At 42.0% G+C, this 22809-nt stretch carries 28 protein-coding genes and 1 pseudogene; 10 read left to right on the top strand and 19 right to left on the bottom strand.

Going from position 1 to position 22809, the window contains the following annotated elements; genetic code table 11:
* Nucleotides 1-4: 4 nt before the first annotated feature.
* The 5 genes from V6D42_RS04665 to cdaS form a co-directional block, all read right to left on the bottom strand.
* Complete coding sequence (locus tag V6D42_RS04665) at nucleotides 5-895, bottom strand: AAA family ATPase (protein WP_010334584.1); 891 nt, start codon at nucleotides 893-895, stop codon at nucleotides 5-7.
* 86 nt (nucleotides 896-981) lie between these two features.
* Entirely contained in the window at nucleotides 982-1572 is a 591-nt protein-coding gene (locus V6D42_RS04660; protein WP_333512497.1) for a superoxide dismutase family protein, read from the bottom strand.
* Nucleotides 1573-1715: 143 nt separating this feature from the next.
* A complete protein-coding gene (locus tag V6D42_RS04655; RefSeq protein ID WP_333512496.1) occupies nucleotides 1716-2951 on the bottom strand; it encodes a C40 family peptidase in 1236 nt (411 codons plus the stop codon).
* 397 nt (nucleotides 2952-3348) lie between these two features.
* A complete protein-coding gene (locus tag V6D42_RS04650; RefSeq protein ID WP_333512495.1) occupies nucleotides 3349-4566 on the bottom strand; it encodes a macrolide family glycosyltransferase in 1218 nt (405 codons plus the stop codon).
* Nucleotides 4567-4810: 244 nt separating this feature from the next.
* Nucleotides 4811-5425, bottom strand: coding sequence for a sporulation-specific diadenylate cyclase CdaS (gene cdaS, locus V6D42_RS04645; RefSeq protein ID WP_326193519.1), 615 nt, complete (start codon nucleotides 5423-5425; stop codon nucleotides 4811-4813).
* A 275-nt stretch (nucleotides 5426-5700) separates the two neighbouring features.
* Between cdaS and V6D42_RS04640 the strand changes: the two genes are divergently transcribed.
* Nucleotides 5701-7059, top strand: a complete 1359-nt coding sequence (locus V6D42_RS04640) for an MATE family efflux transporter (RefSeq protein ID WP_333512494.1) — start codon at nucleotides 5701-5703, stop codon at nucleotides 7057-7059.
* 14 nt (nucleotides 7060-7073) lie between these two features.
* Nucleotides 7074-7922 (top strand): STAS domain-containing protein, encoded by an 849-nt coding sequence (locus tag V6D42_RS04635; RefSeq protein ID WP_333512493.1) that lies wholly within the window; start codon nucleotides 7074-7076, stop codon nucleotides 7920-7922.
* Between the two features lie 27 nt (nucleotides 7923-7949).
* Here the strand turns inward: V6D42_RS04635 and bshB2 are convergent, their stop codons facing one another.
* From bshB2 to rarD, 4 genes are all read right to left on the bottom strand, one after another.
* Nucleotides 7950-8615 (bottom strand): bacillithiol biosynthesis deacetylase BshB2, encoded by a 666-nt coding sequence (bshB2, locus tag V6D42_RS04630; protein WP_010334592.1) that lies wholly within the window; start codon nucleotides 8613-8615, stop codon nucleotides 7950-7952.
* Between the two features lie 19 nt (nucleotides 8616-8634).
* Nucleotides 8635-8985, bottom strand: a complete 351-nt coding sequence (locus V6D42_RS04625) for a YojF family protein (RefSeq protein ID WP_010334594.1) — start codon at nucleotides 8983-8985, stop codon at nucleotides 8635-8637.
* Complete coding sequence (locus tag V6D42_RS04620; RefSeq protein WP_333512492.1) at nucleotides 8982-9260, bottom strand: hypothetical protein; 279 nt, start codon at nucleotides 9258-9260, stop codon at nucleotides 8982-8984. Before V6D42_RS04620 ends, V6D42_RS04625 begins: the two co-directional genes overlap by 4 nt.
* Nucleotides 9261-9334: 74 nt before the next feature.
* Nucleotides 9335-10231, bottom strand: a complete 897-nt coding sequence (rarD, locus tag V6D42_RS04615) for an EamA family transporter RarD (protein ID WP_333512491.1) — start codon at nucleotides 10229-10231, stop codon at nucleotides 9335-9337.
* Nucleotides 10232-10330: 99 nt separating this feature from the next.
* On the opposite strand from rarD, the gene V6D42_RS04610 reads away from it, so the two are divergent.
* Nucleotides 10331-10786 (top strand): Hsp20/alpha crystallin family protein, encoded by a 456-nt coding sequence (locus tag V6D42_RS04610; protein WP_333512490.1) that lies wholly within the window; start codon nucleotides 10331-10333, stop codon nucleotides 10784-10786.
* A gap of 32 nt (nucleotides 10787-10818) precedes the next feature.
* Here the strand turns inward: V6D42_RS04610 and V6D42_RS04605 are convergent, their stop codons facing one another.
* Together V6D42_RS04605 and V6D42_RS04600 are read right to left on the bottom strand one after the other, a co-directional pair.
* Nucleotides 10819-11049 carry a hypothetical protein gene (locus tag V6D42_RS04605; RefSeq protein WP_268451236.1) on the bottom strand — a complete coding sequence of 77 codons (231 nt, stop codon included), beginning with the start codon at nucleotides 11047-11049 and terminating at the stop codon, nucleotides 10819-10821.
* Nucleotides 11050-11192: 143 nt separating this feature from the next.
* A pseudogene (locus V6D42_RS04600) lies at nucleotides 11193-11358 on the bottom strand (GntT/GntP/DsdX family permease); the annotation flags it as partial.
* A 331-nt stretch (nucleotides 11359-11689) separates the two neighbouring features.
* On the opposite strand from V6D42_RS04600, the gene V6D42_RS04595 reads away from it, so the two are divergent.
* Complete coding sequence (locus V6D42_RS04595) at nucleotides 11690-12079, top strand: tautomerase family protein (protein WP_268446035.1); 390 nt, start codon at nucleotides 11690-11692, stop codon at nucleotides 12077-12079.
* A 525-nt stretch (nucleotides 12080-12604) separates the two neighbouring features.
* On the opposite strand, the gene yodB is transcribed toward V6D42_RS04595, so the two are convergent.
* A complete protein-coding gene (yodB, locus tag V6D42_RS04590) occupies nucleotides 12605-12943 on the bottom strand; it encodes a transcriptional regulator YodB (RefSeq protein ID WP_333512489.1) in 339 nt (112 codons plus the stop codon).
* Between the two features lie 129 nt (nucleotides 12944-13072).
* Here yodB and V6D42_RS04585 point away from each other — a divergent pair, with 129 nt between their 5' ends.
* Complete coding sequence (locus tag V6D42_RS04585) at nucleotides 13073-13681, top strand: nitroreductase family protein (RefSeq protein ID WP_010334602.1); 609 nt, start codon at nucleotides 13073-13075, stop codon at nucleotides 13679-13681.
* 45 nt (nucleotides 13682-13726) lie between these two features.
* Here the strand turns inward: V6D42_RS04585 and V6D42_RS04580 are convergent, their stop codons facing one another.
* Complete coding sequence (locus V6D42_RS04580; RefSeq protein WP_333512488.1) at nucleotides 13727-14329, bottom strand: alpha/beta hydrolase; 603 nt, start codon at nucleotides 14327-14329, stop codon at nucleotides 13727-13729.
* Nucleotides 14330-14340: 11 nt separating this feature from the next.
* Complete coding sequence (locus V6D42_RS04575; RefSeq protein ID WP_333512487.1) at nucleotides 14341-15252, bottom strand: ring-cleaving dioxygenase; 912 nt, start codon at nucleotides 15250-15252, stop codon at nucleotides 14341-14343.
* 184 nt (nucleotides 15253-15436) lie between these two features.
* Here V6D42_RS04575 and V6D42_RS04570 point away from each other — a divergent pair, with 184 nt between their 5' ends.
* Both V6D42_RS04570 and V6D42_RS04565 read left to right on the top strand, forming a co-directional pair.
* A complete protein-coding gene (locus V6D42_RS04570; RefSeq protein WP_333512486.1) occupies nucleotides 15437-15637 on the top strand; it encodes a DUF3311 domain-containing protein in 201 nt (66 codons plus the stop codon).
* A complete protein-coding gene (locus V6D42_RS04565) occupies nucleotides 15637-17127 on the top strand; it encodes a sodium:solute symporter family protein (RefSeq protein WP_333512583.1) in 1491 nt (496 codons plus the stop codon). The genes V6D42_RS04570 and V6D42_RS04565 overlap by 1 nt, the downstream gene beginning before the upstream one ends.
* 33 nt (nucleotides 17128-17160) lie before the next feature.
* Here the strand turns inward: V6D42_RS04565 and ctpA are convergent, their stop codons facing one another.
* Nucleotides 17161-18561 carry a carboxy-terminal processing protease CtpA gene (gene ctpA, locus V6D42_RS04560; protein ID WP_333512485.1) on the bottom strand — a complete coding sequence of 467 codons (1401 nt, stop codon included), beginning with the start codon at nucleotides 18559-18561 and terminating at the stop codon, nucleotides 17161-17163.
* 153 nt (nucleotides 18562-18714) lie between these two features.
* On the opposite strand from ctpA, the gene V6D42_RS04555 reads away from it, so the two are divergent.
* Nucleotides 18715-19416, top strand: coding sequence for a class I SAM-dependent methyltransferase (locus tag V6D42_RS04555; protein ID WP_333512484.1), 702 nt, complete (start codon nucleotides 18715-18717; stop codon nucleotides 19414-19416).
* An 86-nt stretch (nucleotides 19417-19502) separates the two neighbouring features.
* The gene (locus V6D42_RS04550; RefSeq protein WP_229147209.1) at nucleotides 19503-19763 is read left to right on the top strand and encodes a hypothetical protein; all 261 of its coding nucleotides are present in this window, start codon (nucleotides 19503-19505) and stop codon (nucleotides 19761-19763) included.
* A 41-nt stretch (nucleotides 19764-19804) separates the two neighbouring features.
* Here V6D42_RS04550 and V6D42_RS04545 read toward each other — a convergent pair whose 3' ends face one another.
* Together V6D42_RS04545 and deoD are read right to left on the bottom strand one after the other, a co-directional pair.
* On the bottom strand, nucleotides 19805-20626 hold the full coding sequence (locus tag V6D42_RS04545) for a M15 family metallopeptidase (RefSeq protein WP_268446093.1): 822 nt from the start codon (nucleotides 20624-20626) through the stop codon (nucleotides 19805-19807).
* Nucleotides 20627-20709: 83 nt separating this feature from the next.
* Nucleotides 20710-21411, bottom strand: a complete 702-nt coding sequence (gene deoD / locus V6D42_RS04540; RefSeq protein ID WP_010334610.1) for a purine-nucleoside phosphorylase — start codon at nucleotides 21409-21411, stop codon at nucleotides 20710-20712.
* A gap of 202 nt (nucleotides 21412-21613) precedes the next feature.
* On the opposite strand from deoD, the gene V6D42_RS04535 reads away from it, so the two are divergent.
* Complete coding sequence (locus V6D42_RS04535) at nucleotides 21614-21739, top strand: hypothetical protein (protein ID WP_003241588.1); 126 nt, start codon at nucleotides 21614-21616, stop codon at nucleotides 21737-21739.
* 37 nt (nucleotides 21740-21776) lie between these two features.
* Here V6D42_RS04535 and yodL read toward each other — a convergent pair whose 3' ends face one another.
* Together yodL and V6D42_RS04525 are read right to left on the bottom strand one after the other, a co-directional pair.
* Entirely contained in the window at nucleotides 21777-22091 is a 315-nt protein-coding gene (gene yodL / locus V6D42_RS04530) for a shape determination protein YodL (protein WP_333512483.1), read from the bottom strand.
* Nucleotides 22092-22150: 59 nt separating this feature from the next.
* Nucleotides 22151-22762, bottom strand: coding sequence for a phosphatase PAP2 family protein (locus V6D42_RS04525; protein WP_333512482.1), 612 nt, complete (start codon nucleotides 22760-22762; stop codon nucleotides 22151-22153).
* Between the last annotated feature and the right edge of the window lie 47 nt (nucleotides 22763-22809).

The following is a 22809-nucleotide window of genomic DNA, read 5'->3' as shown; positions in this document are numbered from 1 at the left end:
TCCCTCATTCAAACAGAGTTTCTGCGATATTTCGGACCGCCGCCTTTTCACGGTCATCGTCAAGCTTTTCTACAATTCCCCGTTCGATGGCACGTAGCGGCGGAATATAAGCGGCTAAATCACACGTATCAATTAAAGCTCTGATAGATGCCGCTTCTTCAGACACCTGCCCGTTATTGGCCTGAACGATCAGATCAGAAGACAGCGTGATAAACCGGTCAATCAATTTCTCATCATGAAGAGCAGACTGAGACATGAGTACTTGTTTCAGCAGCTCGCCTTTAATATAAGGCACATCAATAATGACAAAACGGTTTTTAAGCGCTTCATTCAGCGGTACGGTTCCAACGTAGCCTTCATTGATGGCAGCAATGACTCCAAACCCTTCTTTTGCACGAACGACTTCTCCTGTAAACGGATTTGTCATCATTTTTCTATAGTCCAATACACCATTTAAGATGGGCAGGGTTTCCGGCTTTGCCATATTGATTTCGTCTATATAAAGAAAGTGGCCTTCATTCATGGCCGTTGTCACAGGCCCCGAGACAAACTCGATCGTTGCCTGGCCAGATTGATTTTCAATGGTTTTATAGCCAACCAGTGCTTCAGCATCCAGATCAACTGAGCAGTTGACACTGTGCATTGGTTTATGAAAATAACTGGACAATGTTTCCGCCAGCTTAGTTTTACCTGAGCCTGTAGGTCCTTTTAACAGGATATTTTTCCCCATCGCCAATGCGATAATGGCATCGAATAAAATGGCTTCATCCTCCGCCTCATAGCCTGATGTCCCAATAAGCGATTGAAATTCTGGAGAAATCGGCTGGCTTTTATATGATAAAAGCTTATTTTGTATATCTTCCGGCAATGTTAAGTGCTGCAATTGAGATGTCATAGACAGGTTTCCTTTCCTATTCGTATTCCATTAACGAGTATACTAAAAAAGCCCCTGTATGCTCAATACAAAGGGCTCCCGCTATATTACTGTTTCTCGTTATTGCCAGAAAGCGCTCCGCACACAATTCGCGCTCCTGAATTTCCGCTCGGATTCGTCAGATAGTCGTCAGCCTGTTCATGAATAACAAACGCGCTGCCATCCTGGTCGAGAATATTCAATTTACTTCCTTTTTCTAAAGAGGTTTCAGGCGCATTCATAATAACATCTACTTTCCCGTCAGCGCCGACTTCAAGATTCGGAAGATCTCCGGCATGATGTCCCATCGGATTATTGAAGCCGTGTTCTTTGTTCAGCGGATTAAAGGGTCCGCCCGCAGATTCAAAATCCGGCCTGACACATGATCCTTTTTCATAAATATGAAAACCGAGTGAAGCCCCGGGTGTCAGGCTGTGTGCTGAGATGTGAAAATCGAGCCCTTCGTCTTCTGATTCTTTTATTTCAATAAACCCCACTTTTTTGCCTTCTCTATTGACCAGCTGGATCTGATGACTAAACGCTGACGTTTCTATCACCTTTTTATCCGGTACCCGCCGCGGATGGTCAGGAGGTGTTTCCTGACTGCATCCCGCAAGACCCAATGCCGCCACCACGATAAGGAGCAAGAAACGATTCATGCTGTCTCCCCCTTGTTTTTTCTAACAGTGTGGTCAATCATATTCCGATATAAACTAAAAAAAGCCTTTTAAAAGGCTTTTACATTAGGGTAGCAGGACGTCCTGCCCAAACGCCCTGTCTGTCTAATGTCCATGCTCAAAGTTTAAAAATAGCTACGTGCTCCCAAGTAGCGCTGTTTCCAATACGAATTGCTGAGATTGGAAATGCCCACACCGTCGGAGCTTGCATGAATAAAATTGCCGCCGCCTAAGTAGATCCCCATGTGAGACGGTCCGGATTTATACGTAGTAAAGAAAACAAAGTCACCGACTGACGGCTGGCTGACCTTTTGCATCACATTCCAGTACCCTGCCGTGCTCAGCCTTGAAATAGATGATACTTTATTAATGAGGTAATAAATATAGCCGCTGCAATCGAAACCGGAAGGCGTATTTCCTCCCCAGCGATACGGAACACCGACATATTTTTTTGCCTCCGTTATCATTCTGTCAATCTTTGTTCCTATTTGAACGTTTGATCCTGATTTGTCTTTCGGGACATTCTTATTGGAATTATTTGATTTAGTCGTTCCTGAAATCGTGAGAATCTGTCCGATTCGCAGAACATCGCTAGACAAATTGTTTCTATCACGAATACTTTGCACAGTGACGCCCAGCTGATTCGCAATCTTCCATAACGAATCACCTGATTTCACTTTGTATGTAGTTGTTTTTGAAGTATTTGAGTTTGACGGCTTTTTGGAACCGCTGCTACCGCTATTGGATGAGCTGCCTTTTTTTATTTTCAATACTTGCTTAGGGTAAAGTGTATCTGATGTTAAGCCATTTAAGGTTTTCAATTCGGCCACCGTCATATTTAAACTGTTTGCGATTTTCCACAGAGAATCACCAAGCTTTACAGTATATGTACTTTTTGATGGACCTGTAGAATTTGAATCGTTGCTTTTTTTCGGTCCATTCGAACCGTTTGAACTGCTTGTCCCTTTAATTCTCAGTTTTTGGCCGGGACGAATCAAATCACTGCTCAGGCTGTTTAAGCTTTTAAGCTCTGAAACACTCATTTTATGATTTTTGGCAATCATCCATAAAGAATCACCATATGCCACGGTGTATGTTGACGTTTTGTTTGAGTTTGATGAGGATGTTTTGCTTTTTTTGCTGCTTTCTGGAACTTTAAGACTTTGTCCGACATAAAGCATTGACGATTTCAATTTGTTCTCGGATTTCAATGCAGAAATACTTGTATGATACTGGCGCGAAAGTTTCCAAAGAGAGTCACCGCTTTTCACCTTTATCGTTTTTGCATCCGCGGGTGCTGCTGCCATCGATGACCCAACAACTGCGGAAACAGCTAAACTGGCTACGATCTTCTTTTTCATTCATGCAACCTCCTAAACTTTTTATGACACAAACAGAAATAATTAGTATTCTGTTTCCAAAAATGGCACACATACGTTATATCGTCACTTTTTTAGCGTTATAAACAAATTTTTATAGATCCGGCAGCAAATGTAGCTTCGTTCGACCTTAAACCTCTAGATAAACACCTAATATTTTACATAATTTGGATATATTTATCGAAAGTCTAAGGGACTATTTAAGCGGGGGTAAAATGATTGGTTTATGTTGATGAAAGAAGCAGATTTTCCTCCTTTCCTGTCTGTTTTTCTTTCAATTCTCTATCAAAGTGTCAAATCCCTTCTTCTGATTGCAACACTGCCCAGCTTTTCTAAACAGTTAAAAGCCTGTCCATTTCAAATGAACAGGCTGAATCCATTATGCATTAGCTGATTGAGTATTTTGTTTAACATATTCAAGAATGCTGACGGCAGCTTTTTCAGCACCGCCTGCCGCTTTCAGTGACTGACCAATTGCTTTTGCTTTCTTGGCATAGATAGGATTGTTGATCACTTCTTGAATGGTTTCTTTCAGAAGGCTTTCAGACAACTGTTCTTTTTTCAGCACTTTCCCCGCACCTACTTGCTCCACTTGTTTTCCGACAGCGAATTGATCGGCTCCCATCGGAATGACAATGAGCGGTGTTTCAAAATACAAGCCTTCGCTTGTGCTGTTCATTCCGCCGTGGGTGACAAACAAACTGGCTCTTTTCAGGATTTCAAGCTGAGGCACATACGGGCGCACAATAAAATTATGCGGAATATCGTTTAACTCACTTTGTTTAACATGCTTCCCAATGGACAGCACAACTTTTCCGTCAAAGTCTTTGCATACCTCAAGACATTGATTGAAAAACTCTTTTTGATTATTAAAAATAGTTCCCATAGAAATAAACAGCACGTTTTCATTGTTCATTTGATCGAATGGAAAGTCATTGCTTTTGGCTCTTTTTGCAATTGAAGGACCAACAAAAACATAGTTTTCTCCGAATTGCTCTGCCATTGGCTGAAATTCTCTAGACGTAAAGACGATCGTCAAATCTCCATCGGACGAAAAAACGTCAAACGGCTTGGTAATTTCCGCTTGAAACTCGGAATTTAAGGTTACTGCGAGCTGCTGATAGGATTCGTAATAAGGTGAGTCTTCAAATGGTCTGCTATTGAATGTACCCATCATTTCCTTTAAAAAATCCTCATTCATCGCAAAAGTCGTACATAATGAAAATCTCGGCAGCTTCAGCAGATTGGCAATGATTTTACCGGCCAAGAAATGGTGATCATATATGACATAATCATATGATTCGTTTTTGACTTCATTATAAATATGGGTGGCGATGTCCTTACACCCTTTTAAAAAGGCACATATCATTTCGGTAAAATCTCTTTCCTCATTACCAGTTGCGTTTTTTCCGAAATAATCTTCTCTAAAATCGTTATATTCACGAAATTCAATATCAAGCGCGGTGATTTTTTCTTCATATTCCTTTACTGCATAGTAAGTAATGTTTTCTCCTCTTGATTTCAGTTCCTTCATTACACCGATAGACGGATTAATATGGCCCTCTCCCGGAAAGCCGATCATTAATACATTAGCCATGCGGACACGCCCTTTCATTAAAATTTATGTAATATTTTATACAGTACTATAAATACAAAATTAGGTAAAGTATTTAACTTAATTAATATTAATCTTATATAACTTTTATCCCAGGTTACATTTCCCGACTTTCTATTTTCAAGAAAAAAAGCATTCAGTATGGCATGAATGCTTTTAAAAAAGGGTTCTATTTCAGTCATTTTGTCTCATGAGACAAAAGCAGTTCGGGTCCTTTTGTTTATTTTTAAGTTCTCGGTGAGATGAGCGGGTATAACACCCCATCCTTCGCAAACGACATCTTGCCTGTTTCCTCAGAAACAACCAGTACAAGCGCATCTGTATATCCAGACATCCCCAAAGCTGCCCGGTGCCTGGTTCCCAGATGAATATCCACTTCTTGTGTCGTCAGCGGGAGAACGTTTCCTGCTGAGACAAGTGTATTTTCCCTCACTAATAAAGCGCCGTCATGAAGAGGATTTCCCGGAAAAAAGATGCTTTCAATTAATGAAGCACTGATTTCTGCATGAAGCGATGTTCCTTTTTGAATAAACTTGTCAACCGAGTCTGTCCTTTCAATGACAATTAACGCGCCATGCTTATTTTCCGATAAATTTTTAATCGCCTTGGCCAGTTCCACAAATGACGGTGTAAATTGTTCAATGTATGATTGCAAATAAAAGGATGAGGCGATGCCGTGCATATTCTGAAAAATACGACCTAAGTCATCCAATTCACAAAGGAGGCATTGATCTTTTTCATGAAGCGTTTTCAAAATAAGAGAAGCATCCCCTAATATCTGTTCTAAATGCGATTGTATCTTTGCCGTGAATACACTTTCTGTCATCTGTTCGTAATGCATGGGCCTTCATCTCCTTTTCATATTTTCAACTTTGCACGCATGCTTATCTTATTGATGTACATTCTATTGGTAAAGGAGGTATGTAAAGAATGGAAATGGAAAGAATCATTCAGTATATCTGCACCTTTTTAGGCGTTATTTCGCTTTCTTTTATTTATGCCCAAATGTTTAGAAAAACGAAACCGACAAAAAAAGAATAGGCCAGGCGTTCATTGCTTTTTATACATAAAATGTTATAATTTCTCTCGTTATGATAAAGAAACGGGGATCAATGTATGAAAGAAACAAAAAACGCCGGACAAAAGGTAAAACAGCTTTTGCACATTTTAATTCCGATTTTAATCACTCAGGCGGGCCTTTCTCTCATAACCTTTTTAGATACGGTAATGTCAGGGAAAGTCAGCGCCGCCGATTTAGCCGGTGTGGCCATTGGATCAAGTCTTTGGACGCCTGTCTATACTGGACTGGCAGGGATATTAATGGCAGTCACCCCAATCGTCGCGCAGCTATTAGGCGCCGAGAATACCAAACAAATTCCCTTTACTGTCTTACAGGCAGTATATGTGGCCGCGCTTCTTAGCATCGCCGTTTTAGCGGCTGGATATGGAATAGTTGATCCTGTTCTATCCCGATTGAACCTTGAGGCTCACGTACATGACATTGCGAAGCACTTTTTAGGTTTTTTATCTTTGGGGATTTTTCCTTTATTTGTTTACACCGTTTTGAGATCGTTCATTGATTCATTAGGAAAAACACGAGTCACCATGATGATTACACTATGTTCACTGCCGATAAATTTTGTGTTAAACTACGTATTTATTTTCGGAAAATTCGGCATGCCTGCACTTGGCGGAGTCGGCGCCGGGCTTGCATCCGCGCTTACGTATTGGTGCATCTGTATCATCAGTTTTATCATCATTCGTAAAGCAGCGCCGTTTTCTGGATATGGCATTTTCCTTACCATGTATAAGTTCTCTTGGGAAGCTTGCAAAAATATGCTGAAAATCGGATTGCCTATCGGGTTTGCCGTGTTTTTTGAAACGAGCATCTTCGCGGCTGTCACTTTGCTGATGAGCCATTTTAACACAGTGACCATCGCGTCCCATCAAGCCGCCATGAACTTTGCGTCACTTTTATATATGCTGCCGCTCAGCGTGTCCATGGCTTTAACGATAGTTGTCGGGTTTGAGGCCGGAGCAGCTCGTTTTAAAGACGCTCGCTCTTACAGCTTTATCGGCATTATGATGGCGGTAGGCTTTTCTTTGTTAACAGCTGCCTGTATCCTTTTGTTCAGAGAGCAAATCGCAGGCATGTACACTTCTGATCCGGATGTCCTCCGGCTCACGCAGCACTTTTTAATTTACGCGCTGTTTTTTCAGCTTTCCGACGCTGTGGCAGCACCTATTCAGGGCGCCCTCAGAGGATATAAAGATGTCAATTATACACTTGCAGCGGCTTTTATTTCTTATTGGGTTATCGGTCTTCCTGTCGGTTATGCGGTCGGCACGTTTACAGGACTTGGCGCGTTCGGTTATTGGATCGGGTTAATTGCAGGGCTAGCGGCAGGAGCAGTCGGTCTGTTTTTCAGACTGGTTAAACTGCAAAAACGTTATTTATTGAAACAGGAATTTTAAAAGAGGTGATATGCATGGCACAAAATCAGAAATTATATGAGTATCTGTCTCAGCATGCGGAAGACATAAGTTCAGCATGGTATGAAACAATCGAGGAAACTGACCCAAACTCAATCTACGCATCAACAGACCCGGCCGTCATTAAAAATTTAAAGAGCCAGAACCTTGCTTTCAATTATAAGATCAGCCGTATCTTTATAGATGAAGAAGAGGTATACTTGCCCATTCTAAAAACCTGGGCTTTTGAAGTCACTCAGGATCAAGAGCATTTAAAAACGCCGATCCACTATATTATCCGTGAGTTTGTCAGAGTAAGAGACTTGTTTGTTTCCTATGTGAAGGAATTTGTTCATATCAATCAGGATACCGTGAAAAGCGAAGAAGCCGAGGATTTGTACCACACTCTTATTAAGGCGTTTGATCTTGTGATTCATATTTTTATAGAAGAAATGTACAAAAACACAAGCCTTCAGCTTCAGGCCCAAAAGGATATGATCACTGAATTGAGCGCACCGGTGATCGTGCTGTTCCACAGTGTGGGACTGCTTCCGTTAATCGGTGATATTGATACCGTCCGTGCTAAATTAATTATGGAAAATACCTTGAATCAATGTGCGAAGAAAAAGGTGACGCAGCTTTACATTGACTTATCCGGGGTAGCGGTCATTGATACCATGGTTGCCCACCAGCTTTTCAGTCTGATTGAGGCGTTGCGTTTGATTGGCGTTTCATCCACATTGTCGGGGATCCGACCGGAAATTGCGCAAACAGCGGTTCAGCTCGGTTTGTCTTTTGAGGACATCTCACTGAGATCTACCCTTGCGTCAGCAATTGCATCCGACTTGAAATTAAAAAAGGTATAAGGTCCCTATAGACCTTATACCTTTTTTTTAATCATTCCATTGATATGTCCAATACACTTCTTCTTCAAACCATGTTGCCATAACAGGTTCATTGTTTTTCAGTTTTTCCTCAAGCTCTCGGAGCATACCTTCCGTCTGGGTGCGATGAGCTCTTAACGCGTTCATTTTAATATCTGCTACTTCTTTGATATCAAGTACGACGTCTGCTTCGCCAAGCACCTCTTCTCTATTGCGTGTAATAGCCATACATAGTGTGCGCGGACGGTCTTCTTTCTTTTTGCGGTACAATGCCCGGATGACCGCTTCCCCGCATGCATCATGATCTGGATGCACGCCATGTCCCGGATAAAATGTGACAATTAAGCTTGGTTTCACATCATCTATGATTTCTTCCATGATATCAGCTAAATATTCATCGTCTTCAAACTCAAGCGTTTTGTCACGAAGCCCGAGCATCCGCAGGTCATTGATATCCATTGCTTTGCAGGCATTGATAAGCTCTTGTTTTCTTAATAATGGCAGGGTTTCCCGATTAGCGAAAAATGGATCTCCCATATTTCTGCCCATTTCGCCTAACGTAGCGCAAGCATATGTAACGGGCACCTCTTTTTTTCTGTTTAAAGCAATCAGACCCGCCACACCGTATGATTCGTCATCAGGGTGAGGCAGGATTACAAGCACGTGTTCTTTCATTATTTTTTCACCCTTTTCTTTAAACTGTGAACGGTTTTTCACTGATTTGAAGTGAAATAGCAAGTTTCCCGCCTGGCAAGTGTCCTGCCATTAATAAGCGGTTTTCTTCATCAACTGTGTACTCAGTCAGGCCTTCAGCATAAATCCAGCCTTCTTCTGTTTTTAAGCCGACCCGGTAAGGCCCGCTCCCTTTGATTTTAGCTTGATGATAGGTTACTTTTGCATTGCGTATATAAGCAACAACCGTCATGTTTTTTTCATTTAAATGTGCCGAGTAAGAACCGGTTGTGGTTTCTAAATGGATATATACAGGGCGGTCCGCATATCGTTCTAAAGATGCTTGCACATCTTCTTTTATGATTGCTTTCATAATTGCTCCCCTCTTTCTTCTTTTAAATACTGTACGCGTTCTGTATGTAATTTGACCAGTTGATATTTGACAGCCGGTTCCAGCTGTGAATTCACAATGCGCTGTATAGCGGCATAATATTTTTCCAGCATAGATTTACGGAGTCTCGGATGTGTTCTCTTATCCAAAAGCTCAAGATCAATTGCCTCTATAATCGCTTCTTCATCTTCATTTGAGAAAGAGCGGCTGTTCCATAGCGAGGCGTATGCTTTTCCTATTTCTATATCATTGTCCATCGTCCTGCTCCTTTATGTCTTACATACATGAAATGATTATACATAATATATAGTCAAACTGAAAAGCCAAAGGCTCAATGGCTTTTTGATGCCCGTTTCCATTTTACTTGTGAAAACGTAAACAAGACCAATGCAGCCCATATACAGGCAAAAGTAAATGCCTTCGAGCTTGAAAATGGCTCATGATAAACGAACAGCCCGATCAGCAAGGTGATGGTCGGTGCAATATATTGTAATATACCGACTTGATACAGCGGCAGCCGCTTCGCACCTTCAGCAAACAATAAAAGCGGCAGCGCGGTAAACACACCGGCAAAAAAGAGAAGCACCCATGCCCCGCCGCTTTCTGCACCCGCAGGCTGAATATGGCCGCTAAACAGCAAATACCCCAATGCAATCGGCATAATCATGAATGTCTCCAGCGTTAAACCGATAGCGCTTGAAAGGCTTGTTCTTTTTTTGGTAAACCCGTATAAGCCGAAGCTGAATGCGAGCAGCAGCGCGATATACGGAATGGATCCGTATTGAAACGCAGAAATAATTACACCTGCTGCCGCAATCGAAACGGCAACCAATTGAAGGCGGTTCAGCTTTTCCTTTAAAAACAAAATGCCGAGAAGAACTGACACAAGCGGATTTATGTAGTAGCCAAGACTTGCTTCAAGCAGAAATCCATGATTGACAGCCCATATGTATACAAACCAGTTAATCGAAATAAGGATTGAAGCGAGAAATAAGGATAGTATGCCTCCGTTCTTTTTTAAAGACCGCAGCTCGAGCCACCCCGTTTTCCATTGACGAAAGAAAAATAGCACGATACACATAAAAACAAAAGACCAAATGATACGGTGAGCTAAAATATCAAGTGCAGGCAGCTGTTCAAGAAGCTTCCAATAGAGCGGAAACAGCCCCCACATGGTAAAGGAAACGGCTGTGTAAAGAACGCCTTTTTTTGTTTCTGAATGATGCATATTTTGTCCCTGCCTTTCTTTAGAGCATCTTATATTATATCACGTGAAAGATCGAGCAGGCATATACTATTTTGTCCGTGAAGAAAGGGTGTGACGAAGATGTTTGAGTGGAACAAATACTTTCCTTTCCACAATCAATTTTCCAAGGAAGCATTAAAAAAGGCTGATCCAAAAGAGGTTGAGCATTATGTAAACAGTGTAATGGAAAGTGTGTTCGGAAGTAATTCCGCGGCTCAATTTCCATTTCGCGATCCCCTCCCGACTAAAGAAAAAACACAGCGCACCGAACCTGATATAGATATATTCGAAACAGCAGACCATGTGTTTGTAAAGGTTTCAGTAACCGAAAGCCAGCTGGAACAGCTCAAAATTAAACATACATCTCATAGATTACTGATTGAACATTTCCCAGGTTCGACCCATCCTAAAAAAGTAAATCTTCCCTGTCTTGTCAAGCGGAAAGGAACGAAAGCCGTTTATAAAGACGGCCATTTGGAAGTCATGTTTTATAAACAGCAGGACTACAATATGTCCGAGGTAGAAATAATGCGATAAAAAACGGCCTGCTTCTGCGCAGGCCGTTTTTGCTAATAGAAACCGGGATAACCTCCGCCATACGGCACTGGACCGTATGGTGCACCTCCGTAACCGTAGGGAACAGGCGGATACGCATAGGGACGCGGATAATTAAAAAGAGCACTCCCAAGAAAACCGCCTAATAAACCGCCGACTAAAGGAGCGCCAAACAAAAAAGGGTTTCGTTCCGGGTATCCGGCCGGACCTGGGTTCCCGCGATGATACGAGTGTTGAGGGTACATGACTTTTTCCTCCTTTATGTCTGCCTATATGTAAGGTATTCATCCAGGAAGAAAAACGATTGGGCTAGAGGCTATTGTGAGATTAATTTTATTGATAAAGCATTGTTACAAAAATAATCCAGCCAATAAAACACAGCCCAGCCCTGACCGCCGATTCCCGCTTCTATAGAAGGTACGATTTTGCTTAGATCCATCCCCAGGCCGATTGCCACTAGAAATGAAACGACAATAAGAGATACAAACGTATGTAATTTCATTTTAATGATCAGAAAAAATAAGAACGCCGGCAGTAACGATAAAAATCGGCATGACTAACCTCCATTGCATTTTTTGTTTTCTGACATATCACAGGATGTTCATTAGAAAACGTTTTCATTTCTGCCAAAATAGAATCATTGGTGATATGATTGTCATCTTTTGATAAACTAGTATTTTCATACTAATCTCCCAATCAATTAATGTCAATAATATTTATGATTTCATAGGCTATTAGATAATATTATGGTTATATATTGATCAATTATTGGTTATGTGTTATGTTTTTTATCAAGCCAGCAATTTTTAGCTATCAATTGGCTCCGATAACAAAACAATGTGTTAACAGGCTGATAAAATCTGTGTCTCAAAAGGAGGTATTCAAATGCCATTATTACGTTTCGATCTGATAGAAGGCCGTGATCAAAAAGCATTACAAGCACTATTAGACACTGCTCATCAAGCAATGGTAGAAGCATTTGGCGTGCCGGAGAGTGACCGATATCAAATTGTCCACCAGCATCCCGAGAATGAGCTCGTGATTCACGATACCGGACTAGGGTTTCATAGAAGCAAGGATTTGATCGTCATCAGCATTACAAGTAAAACAAGAACAAAGAGCCAAAAAGAAAAATTATATGCCTTGCTGGCTGAAAAACTAGAAACAGAATGCGGTATTTCCCCGGAAGACCTAATGGTTTCCATTACAGAAAACGGTGATGCTGATTGGAGTTTCGGGCTCGGCGAAGCACAGTTTTTGAATGGCAAGTTATAAAATGGTGAAACGTATTCATCTGCCTTACACTTAGCAAATGGCCAGTCAATGAAATAAAAAAGAGAGATCCTTATTCAAGACCTCTCTTTTATTATTTCTTTTTCAAAAAAGCTGAAATAACCAGAATGAAAACAGCCAGCAAAACGAAATATAACGGAGTGATCCAGATTTGGTGGATAGAATTAGGGTCTCCCTTTTTATATCCAGTTTCAATGCCTATGTAATTCCAATGAAAGCTGACAGGGTTTTGATTGTATATGTAAAATTCAGGCAGACAGAGTTCGGTTTGCTGATTTGAACAATAAGATAAATAATGATTCCCAATAACAACAAGATAGCTGTTAGTAACTTTTTCACGGAAGGATGCTTTCCTAATTATGTATGTTGAATTCATCCTAACATCTCTTTTTATCCTGTAAAATAAAAGCTGATACACATCATGGCCTAAAATAAAAAGTCATGTAAACGGAATGACCCACTTACATGACTTTCTCACTGAAAGAAACCCTTTTCTGTTCCCTTCCATTATTTCTCTTCTTCACATACTGTAACACCAGGCTCACAAAATTGATCGGCCCACGCTTGCATTTCTTGAAATACAGATTGCAGCGCTGTTCCTTTTTCAGTCAGCGTATAGATCACTTTTACCGGTGTCTCGGGAAGAACCCGGCGTTCAACAATTTCGTTTTGCTCTAGCTCTTTAAGACGCTCTGCCAGCATTTTTTGGCTGATCATCGGTATGGTTTCCGTTATCTCTTTAAATCGTTTCGGCCCATCCATTAGTACATGGATGATCAGACCGTTCCATCGTTTTCCCAGCAATGAGAAAGCTGACTCCATTTTAGGGCACATTGTATTTCCCACTAGTCTTCATCCCTTCATCTATTGTTTGACAAGTATTCACTGATCCATTAAAATGATCTTTCAAGTTACATTTAGTAAGCTTCTAACTTTTCTATTATCATACCACGTTTATCCGAAGGAGGAAACATTATGACTGATACTCTGGACATTTTGCAAGCACGGGCATCTGTTAAGGAATATGATACGAATGCCCCGATCTCTAAAGAGGAACTGACTGAACTTTTGGAGCTCGCGACTAAAGCGCCTTCTGCATGGAACCTGCAGCACTGGCATTTTACAGTATTCCACAGCGATGAATCAAAAGCGGCTCTTCTGCCTGTAGCCTATAACCAAAAACAAATTGTTGAATCATCTGCTGTTGTTGCCATTTTAGGCGATCTAAAAGCGAATGAAAACGGTGAAGATGTTTACGCTGAATTGGCAAACCAAGGTTTCATCACGGATGAAATCAAACAAACGCTGCTGGGTCAAATTAACGGTGCTTACCAAAGTGAACAGTTCGCACGCGATTCTGCTTTCTTAAATGCTTCATTGGCTGCTATGCAGCTTATGATTGCCGCAAAAGCGAAAGGCTATGACACCTGCGCAATCGGAGGATTTAATAAGGAGCAATTCCAAAAGGAATTTGATATTAGCGAGCGCTATGTTCCGGTTATGCTTATTTCTATCGGTAAAGCAGTGAAACCTGCACATCAAAGCAACCGCTTGCCTCTAACAAAAGTCTCAACTTGGCTGTAAATCTAAGAAAAACCTTAGTCCGGATAAACACGGACTAAGGTTTTTTTATTGAAACGTATCTTTGTACCATTGGCGAGCCTGTTCAGCTTCATGCTGTGTGAGCTGATGGCCCCCATCCTGCCAAAAAACTGAAGCAGATGCCCCGCTGTCAAGCAAACAGCGGTGAAGCTCTTCCGATTCTTCCTTTGTGCAGAGCGGATCATATTTCCCGGCCCCAATGAAAACAGGAAGCCCTGTCATATCAGGAAGCTTGAGCCCCCGGATCGGCACCATAGGATGATGCAGGATAGCCCCCTTTAAAACATCCGCATAATGAAAAAGCAGACTTGCCGCGATATTTGCGCCGTTTGAGTAGCCGACTGCAATCACTCGGCTCCGGTCAAATTGATGCGTTTGTGCCGCCTCGTCGATAAAATCTTTTAATTCTTTTGTCCGCTCAACGAGATCCTTTTCATCAAATACACCTTCGCTGAGTCGTTTGAAAAAGCGCGGCATACCATTTTCGAGCACTGATCCCCTGACACCGAGCAAATGAGCATCAGGATCTATAAAACGTCCCAATGAAAGGAGATCATGCTCATTTCCTCCGGTTCCATGTAACAGCAGTAAGACGTTGTCAGATGTTCCTTTTTCAAAAATATAATTCATCATGTCCCCTCCTACAATTCAGGCAAAATATCTGTAATTTGTTGGCGGTGTTGCTCCAGCCATTCGGGCAGCTTTAATGATGTCCCCAGTTCATCAAACGTTTCATCTGTCATAAAGCCTGGTTCATCTGTGGCAATCTCAAATAAGATGCCGCCTTTTTCCCTGAAATAAATTGATGTGAAATACTCCCTGTCAAGAATTTCTGATGAAGGGAGATGTTTTTCAGCAATCACCGGCTGCCAATTGGCCTGCTCCTCACTTGTTGTCCGAAACGCTATATGATGAACTGTTCCATAACCGCCGACGCCTCTTTTTTCCGGCTGCAAATGAACGTCGATCAGGTTTCCGACAGCCGCTGCGGATTTCAGTCTAACGATCTGATCTTCTTCCGCCACTTTGCTGTATCCGAAGCTTTCCACTAACAATTGAATTGTCGCCTGCGGATCATAGGAGTACAGCAGCACGCCTTTCATCCCGGTGATGGCTTCACGTTCCGAAATGCCGTCAGGTGTCCACTCGCTTTTTTCGCTTTCGCCGTCTTCCATGATCGCTAGCGGAAGGTCTTCCGTATCATCAAAGATAAGCGCCTGTTCCCCGCATAGCATTTTCTCCTCTGCATTCAGCCCATTATTTTGGAGGCGTTCCTTCCAAAAAGCCAGAGAGCCTTTAGGGACTGAAAAGTAAATCCGGCCGGCTTGGCCTTTCCCTACCGTCCCCTGCCCGCTTCCTTGAAACGGGAAAAAGGTAATAATGGTCCCGGGATCTCCATTTTGATTCCCAAAGTAAAAATGATATGTTCCCGGGTCATCGAAATTCACTGTTTTTTTGACTAACCGAAGCCCGAGCACTTCTGTATAAAATCGCAAATTTTCTTGCGGATCTCTGGCAAATGCTGTGACATGATGCAATCCTTCTGTTTTCATCTTTTCACTCCTAAATTATCTTGATTTCGAGATATTTATTATTTTAAACCTATATTGTGCAGGATGCAAATCATGTGATTTGATTAAATAATTGAAAAAATCACTTTTTTCTAATAATTATCTTGTGATCTTATCTTACAACTGCTATTATAGTGAGCATTATCATGTTTCAGGAGGAAAGTAAATGGTTAAAAAAGCACTTATTGTTATACTCATTATTTTACCATTCATTCAGCTTGCGCTTTTGCCGTTTGTGAATCGAATTGGACCGATTATTTTCGGCCTTCCTTTTTTCCACTTTTGGCTGCTGCTGTGGATTATTATTACGCCGGTATGTTCGTTTGGCATTTACCTGGTGCAAAAAAAAGATGGAGGAATTGAATGATGCAAGGAAATTTCACTGCACTTATGATTACGGCTATTATCGTATTAACTGTTGTCTGTATCGGATTTCTCGCCGGGAGAGACAAATCATCGCGAACCACGGTGGAAGAATGGTCTGTCGGCGGCAGACGTTTTGGCGGCCTTCTCGTTTGGTTTTTAGTAGGCGCTGACCTTTACACGGCATATACTTTCTTAGGTTTGACCAGTACGGCTTACACAGGCGGAAGTGTCGCGTTTTTTGCTATTCCTTACTCCGTATTGGCTTATTTTATCGCCTATTTCTTCCTGCCAAAACTTTGGAATGTTGCGAAAATTCACAAATTAACAACTCTCGCAGATTATGCGCGGGAACGTTTTGACAGTAAGCTGTTGGCAAGTCTCGTTGCAATTGTCGGGGTCCTGATGCTTATCCCGTATATCTGTCTTCAGCTTAGCGGAATTCAAGATACGCTTCAGGTTGCGGGCACCGGCTATATCAACGTAAAGTTCGTTGTCATTATCTCATTCATCCTTGTTGCTCTTTACACGTTTTTCAGCGGGATTAAAGGACCAACTTTTACAGCCATTATTAAAGATATTTTAGTATGGGTGATTATGCTGTTTATGGTCGTTTCCCTCCCGCTTATACATTTCAACGGCTGGACGCCGATGATTGATACATTGGTGAAGGAAGCGCCGCAAATGCTGACGATACCGACAGAAGGCCCAAAAGGCATCCCTTGGTTTATTACAGCATCTATTGTATCCGCCTTGGCACTTTTTATGTGGGCGCATGCCGCTACAGGTGTATTTACGGCGAAAAGTGCCGATGCAGTTAGAAAAAACAGCATGTTTTTGCCGCTTTATAACATCGTTTTAATCTTAGTTATTTTCCTTGGTTTTATCGCTTTTCTTGTGCTGCCGGAAGATACAAATCCAAGACTGGCGCTGCTGCATCTGATTCAGACGTCTTACGGCGGCGTGGCACAAGGTTTTGCCTATGCCACTATCGCCCTTGCATCATTGATCCCTTGTTCGATCATGGCTATCGGAGCGTCGAATTTATTTGCCAATAACTTATACCGTGACTTGATCCATCCAAATGTGTCACAAAGCAAACTGACCCTTATTACACGTTCCATGGTGTTTGTCGTGATCGGTCTTGCTCTTCTATTTGGAATGCTGTTCCCAACTGCCTTAGTGACACTTCAGCTTTTAGGCGTTTCCGGCATGGTGCAGATCTTCCCGGCGATTGCCGTCAGCTTATTCTGGAAGAACCAAACGAGAGAGGCGACAGTGATCGGATTATTAGCCGGCCTTGCGGTTACGTTTATTGTGTATATCACGCAATCTGCACACGGCATTTATGAAGGTTTCTGGGGATTGTCCGCCAATATCATCGCTGTAGTCATTCTCAATCCGCTGTTTGTAAAAAGAGCAGGTTCAAATCCAGTCAAAGAAGGTTTATTTGGTAAAAAAACTGAACCGAATTCGAACCAGAAGGGTGCTTAAAAAAAGCCATACGCGGTAGCCGCGTATGGCTTTTTACATTTCTTTTTTCAGCGTTTCAATTGCTTTTTTCATTTGCGTATCATTATTTGACAGCTTTTGTTGAAGTTCTGTCATTAGTTTTGTTGTAGTATCGCCAGTCAGCACGCCTGTTTCTTTCAGATTCTCTTTTTTCTGGAACTGTTTGATGACTGATACAAAATCTTGATCATACGCACTGTTTACCTTTACCTGATAGCCAAGTGCTTTCAGCATTTGCTGAGCGACTTTGACTTCCGTGCCTGTATTGCCCGATTTGTACGTTTTATCAGCATCCAAATATGGGAGCTTGGCGTAATCAGGAAGCTCTTCTTTCACTTGCGGTTTGATGCCTTTTTTATGGATCCATTCACCGTCAGCAGTCAGCCATTTGGCCATTGTCAGTTTGACTGTTGAACCATCCTCATACTCTTTTGCGGTTTGCACTGTGCCTTTTCCGAATGTGGTTTCTCCAATTAACGGAATGCCTGATGATTCATGAAGGGCAGCGGCCATGATTTCTGCAGCGCTCGCTGTTCCGTCATTTACTAAAACGACAGTCGGCTTGGTGACTTTTCGTTCTTTTTCTGCTTTCATGACTTCTTTTGAGCCGTTTTTGTACTCAACCTGCATAATATTTTTCCCTTTATCAATAAACAGATTGCTCATTGTAATCGCCTGGTCCATTAATCCGCCCGGGTTGCCCCTCAAGTCTAAAATATAGCCTTTGGCACCTTTTTTCTCTAAACTGTCAATCGCATTTGTCAGCTCTTTAGCAGTTGTTTCTGAGAAAGAAGTGATTTGGATCTCACCGATGCTGTTGTCTTTCATCTCAGAATAGACAGTCTCAACAGGAATCGTATCGCGCTGAATGGAAAGATCAATTTCTCCCACTCCCGCTCTGTTCAGGTCAAGTTTCACTTTTGTTCCCTTTTTGCCGCGGATTAAAGCGACAGCTTCATTTACATTCATGCCTTTTACGCTTTTACCGTTTACTTTCAGGATTTGATCCTTCGGTTTGACGCCGGCTTTTTCAGCAGGTGATCCTTTGATTGGCGCAACAATAAGGATTTCACCGTCTTTTTCCTCTACTTGCGCTCCTATTCCTTCAAAGGATGCAGAAATGCTTTCTTCGAATGATTTCCCTTCCTCTTGATCCATATATGTAGAGTAAGGGTCGTCCAGAGACTCAATCATTCCTTTAATTGCTCCATCTACTAATTTGTCATCATTTGTTTCCTTGTAATAATCACTTTTGATTTGCTCATACGCTTTATTTAATTTATCGAACTTACTGTCTCCTGTGCTTGTTGATTTCTGGCCCAGAATGCTTGAATTGCCCGTAATAAATAAAGTCAGCGCCGAAGCGACAACCGCAGTGATCAGCACAACAAAAAACAGTTTCAATTGCCGTTTCAATTAAACACCACCTTTTTCTTCTTACATTATTATCATGGACGATTTCCTATTCGTCAACTCGGAGCAGAAAATATAGAGATAGTGCCCTTCTTTAGCGTTTCATAAACCTATGCCTTTTCACGACATATAATAACGAAAAAGGAGGATACTATTTTGAGCCGATATTTAGAAATGCTGTCCTTATTCGGTGTCTCTGGTGCACATCCAGGCGGGCTTGCTTTTTCAAAAGCCGTATTGCAAAAAGCCGCGCCTCCGCCTGACCAGCCGATTCTTGATGCCGGATGCGGAACGGGGCAAACTGCGGCTTATTTAGGATATTTGCTTTATCCTGTCACAGTCATTGATAAAGACCCTGTCATGCTTGAGAAGGCCAAAAAAAGATTTGCAAATGAAGGGCTGGCGATCCCTGCATATCTTGGAGAGCTGGAACGTCTCCCGTTTTCTTCAGCGGTCTTTTCCTGCGTCCTGTCCGAATCCGTCCTCAGTTTTTCCCATGTGACATCCTCCCTTCAAGAATTTAATAGAGTATTGAAGCCGGGCGGAATGCTGATCGGTATTGAAGCGGCGCTCAAAAAACCGATGCCTCCGCGCGAAAAAAAGCAAATGATGGACTTTTACGGTTTTACAAAGCTTTATGACGAATTGGAGTGGATGGAATCGATTCGTTCCCATGGATTTCAGAAAACAGAAACGATTACCCTTTTGCCGGAAGATATGGAATTTGAACCGACTACAGAAATGGATGTATCGCATGCAATTGATCCTATCTACTACGATACGCTTCAGTCCCACTATGACCTCATGCAGGCATACAGCGAGTATATGGGTCATTGTATCTTTATCGCATACAAGTAAAACGGCGCATCCCCCCCTCTTTTCGTCCAACCTTTTTTATCTATCTTTCATAAGCTGATAGAAAGACGGATTAGGAGGGAATTGTATTGGAAAAATACTATCATCTTTGCCGCCAGCATCAAGGAAAAGTTGCTAGAATTACAGAAAGAAACGGCAGAGTCCACGTGGGCAGAATTACAAGGGTCACCAACAGTAAAGTCTTTATTGCTCCAGTTACTTCAGGTGGCCCCAGAGGCGGATTTGGCTATGGATATTGGGGCGGCTACGGCTATGGATATGGAGCCGCGTACGGTATTGGCCTTGGGTTGATTGCAGGTGTGGCGCTCGCCGGTTTATTCTTTTTTTAATGGAAAAACCCGCTTATCCAATGATAAGCGGGTTTTTTATTTTATATCTTCTTCACTTTTTCAAAGTATTCTTCTAACGTTAAGTCATGATCATGGATGACCTTTGCAGCCTTTTTGCCTACATAACGCAAGTGCCATGGTTCGTATTCGTACTTTGTGATGTCTTCTTTGTTTTTAGGGTAGCGAATGATAAAACCGTATTTATATGCATTGTTCTGCACCCATTTTCCGTCTTCGGTGCTGCCGAACGCTTCATTTAGCTCAAAACCATTGCTTCGGCTGGAAATATCCATTGCAAGCCCTGTTTGATGCTCGCTTTCACCAGGATATGCGACTGCTTCTCTTGCTTTCTTTTCCCCTTTTAGGCTAACTTCATTTTTAAAGATAGCCTGCTGTCTGTCATACGAGCGGTATCCTGACACGGCTGCCAGCTCATAGCCATCCTTTTTCGCGGCGTCAAACATCGTTTTTAATGCGTCTGCTGCTTCTTTTCTGATGTATCGCTTTTGAATTTTTTCTTCAAAAGAAAACTCGACATCAGGGATAACTAGATCGCTAGGTTCATAGTCTCCTGGCAGTGCGTATTGCTTATTGACAAGGGCGAGGATATTTTTCGGATTTTGAATGGTTTCCAAACCGTCCACTTTTTTAATGTTATTGAAAAACTTGCTTTCCAATAAGAACTCACTGTCCTGCGTATTTGTTTTTTTGCTGTCAGCTGTTTTTTCTTCTGTCTGTTTTGATTCTGCGGTGGTTTTCGTATCCTTTTGAGCATCTCCGTTTGACATGCTGCAGCCGGCTCCGACAATTGCCGTCACACTCAAAGCGGCTGCCAGTGAAAACCATTTACCGGGCTTTTTCATCATCACATTACCTTCCTTTTATCAATCGTTTCCGTATCCATAAAGAAGAGGCTGCCGGCACCCAGCACGCCTCTTGGTTTATTTTATTGTGATACAGAATGTAAAGCTACTTCTATCATATCATGAAAAGTGGTTTGACGCTCTTCCGCCGTTGTTTCTTCTCCTGTTAATACGTGATCGCTCACGGTCAGGATCGACAGCGCTTTTCTTCCATGCTTCGCTGCCAATGTATACAAAGCGGTTGTTTCCATCTCTACGCCGAGCACACCGTAGTTGGCAAGCTTTTCAATTTGAGAATCGTCATTGTAGAACTGGTCAGCAGTAAATACACTGCCTACCGTCACCGGTACGCCTTTATCCTTAGCGGCGTCATAGGCATTTTTCAAAAGCTCGAAATCTGCGTTAGGCGCGAAATCGATACTTCCAAAAGCGACTCTGTTCATTTGTGAATCAGTAGAAGAAGTCATAGCCAAAATGACGTCACGCACTTTGACATCTTTACGGATGGCGCCGCAAGAGCCTACTCTTATTAAATTTTGCACATCATAGCTTTGAATTAATTCATTGACGTAAATTGAAATGGACGGAACACCCATGCCCGTGCCCTGCACAGAGATTTTTTTGCCTTTATATGTACCTGTAAATCCATACATGCCTCTGACTTCATTATAACATTCCACATTTTCAAGATACGTTTCAGCGATAAATTTTGCTCTGAGAGGGTCTCCCGGCAAAAGCACCGTATCTGCAATTTGTCCTTTTTCCGCACCGATATGTACACTCATCTCATATCCTCCTATAACCAAAATTAACAAGCAGTCCGTTCATTTTACAACGGATGTCATGATGAGACAAACTTCAGCATTGATTATAAAGGAATGTTCCGAAAAAAGAAAATGATCCGGGGTATTTTTAGGCGCCATTAGAGAAAATCGGGATAATTGCGCTGCTGATATGAGAACCTAACGGCAAAAGGAGGGATGAAACATGGGTAAAAAACAGCGCAACCGAATTACCGGACAAAAAAAGAACAATCACATACCTGCTAAAGACGTTATCGCGGCTGAAGAGGCGCACGAAAAAGAGTATTCTGCGGCCAAACGAAAACCTTAAAAAACAGAAAACTGCGGATGTCCGCAGTTTTCTTTCGTTATGTTGTTTGCACAATCAGACGATTGATTTTCCTCCATCCGGCGGGAAGCAGTTGATAATAGGTTTTCCCTTTTCTGCCTTCATCAATCAAAATCACATCCCCTGTGGCCATAAATCTCGCATCATAATCACTTGGAACAGTATCGAATACATTAAACAGAGAGAATGCTCTTTTTAGCACGTCTTGATGATTGCTCCCGTTCAGTTCAGTTCGATAGACGGCTCTGTAGCCTTTTTTTTCACCAAACCGGGGTGTTTGAAATATTGTCACATCGTAAGAACAAGACTTCTTTTTAAACACGGATAACATCATCAAGATCCCTCCCTTTTATTTCTATAACATATTGGCGTTTCGCCCTCTTTTTCCTCTCTCTACTTTTGTCGAAACGAATGAAACTTTTCGTCAAAACCTTTCATGAGGAAAAACAGCAGCAGGCCGAGACTAAAGCCTCCTAAAACGTCAGTTAAAAAATGCACGCCGAGGTAGACTCTGCTGGCACCAACCAAAATAACCACAGTACCGGCGATTATGTATACCGCTTTTTTATGCTTTGACAAAAACGGGAGGTGTTTCACTAAAAAGTAGGCAATTACAGGATAAACACAAGCAGCGTTCATGGAGTGGCCGCTCGGAAAGCTGAAGGACGACTCATGAACGAGCGGTTCAAAATCGGGCCTTGCCCGTTCGATCCACTCTTTTAATATTTTGTTTAACAGACGATCCGCACCGAATATGAAAAGCATCAAAAGACCGGCCCAGATTCTTCTGTAAAAAAACAGCCCTGCCCCAATGACTATGATAAGAGGCAGTAAAAAGGAAGTAGCACCAAGATGAGTCATCCAAATCATCACATCATTCAGCCAAGGCTGACGGATAGTTGCGGCTGCCTTACTGATCATTTCATCTGCTGATTGTACAGCAGTTGTATGAATAAGCGCGGCTAAAAAAAGAAAGAGAAGAAACAGACTGACTGGCTTGTACAAGATTTTCCCTCCTTTAGTTCTTAACATTCATATCAGCCGAATAAAAA

This window comes from Bacillus sp. 0909A (assembly GCF_036765115.1).
GTDB lineage: Bacteria > Bacillota > Bacilli > Bacillales > Bacillaceae > Bacillus > Bacillus mojavensis.
The sequence above is the reverse complement of the archived record's forward strand: the minus strand, read 5'-3'. Positions and strand labels throughout refer to the sequence as shown.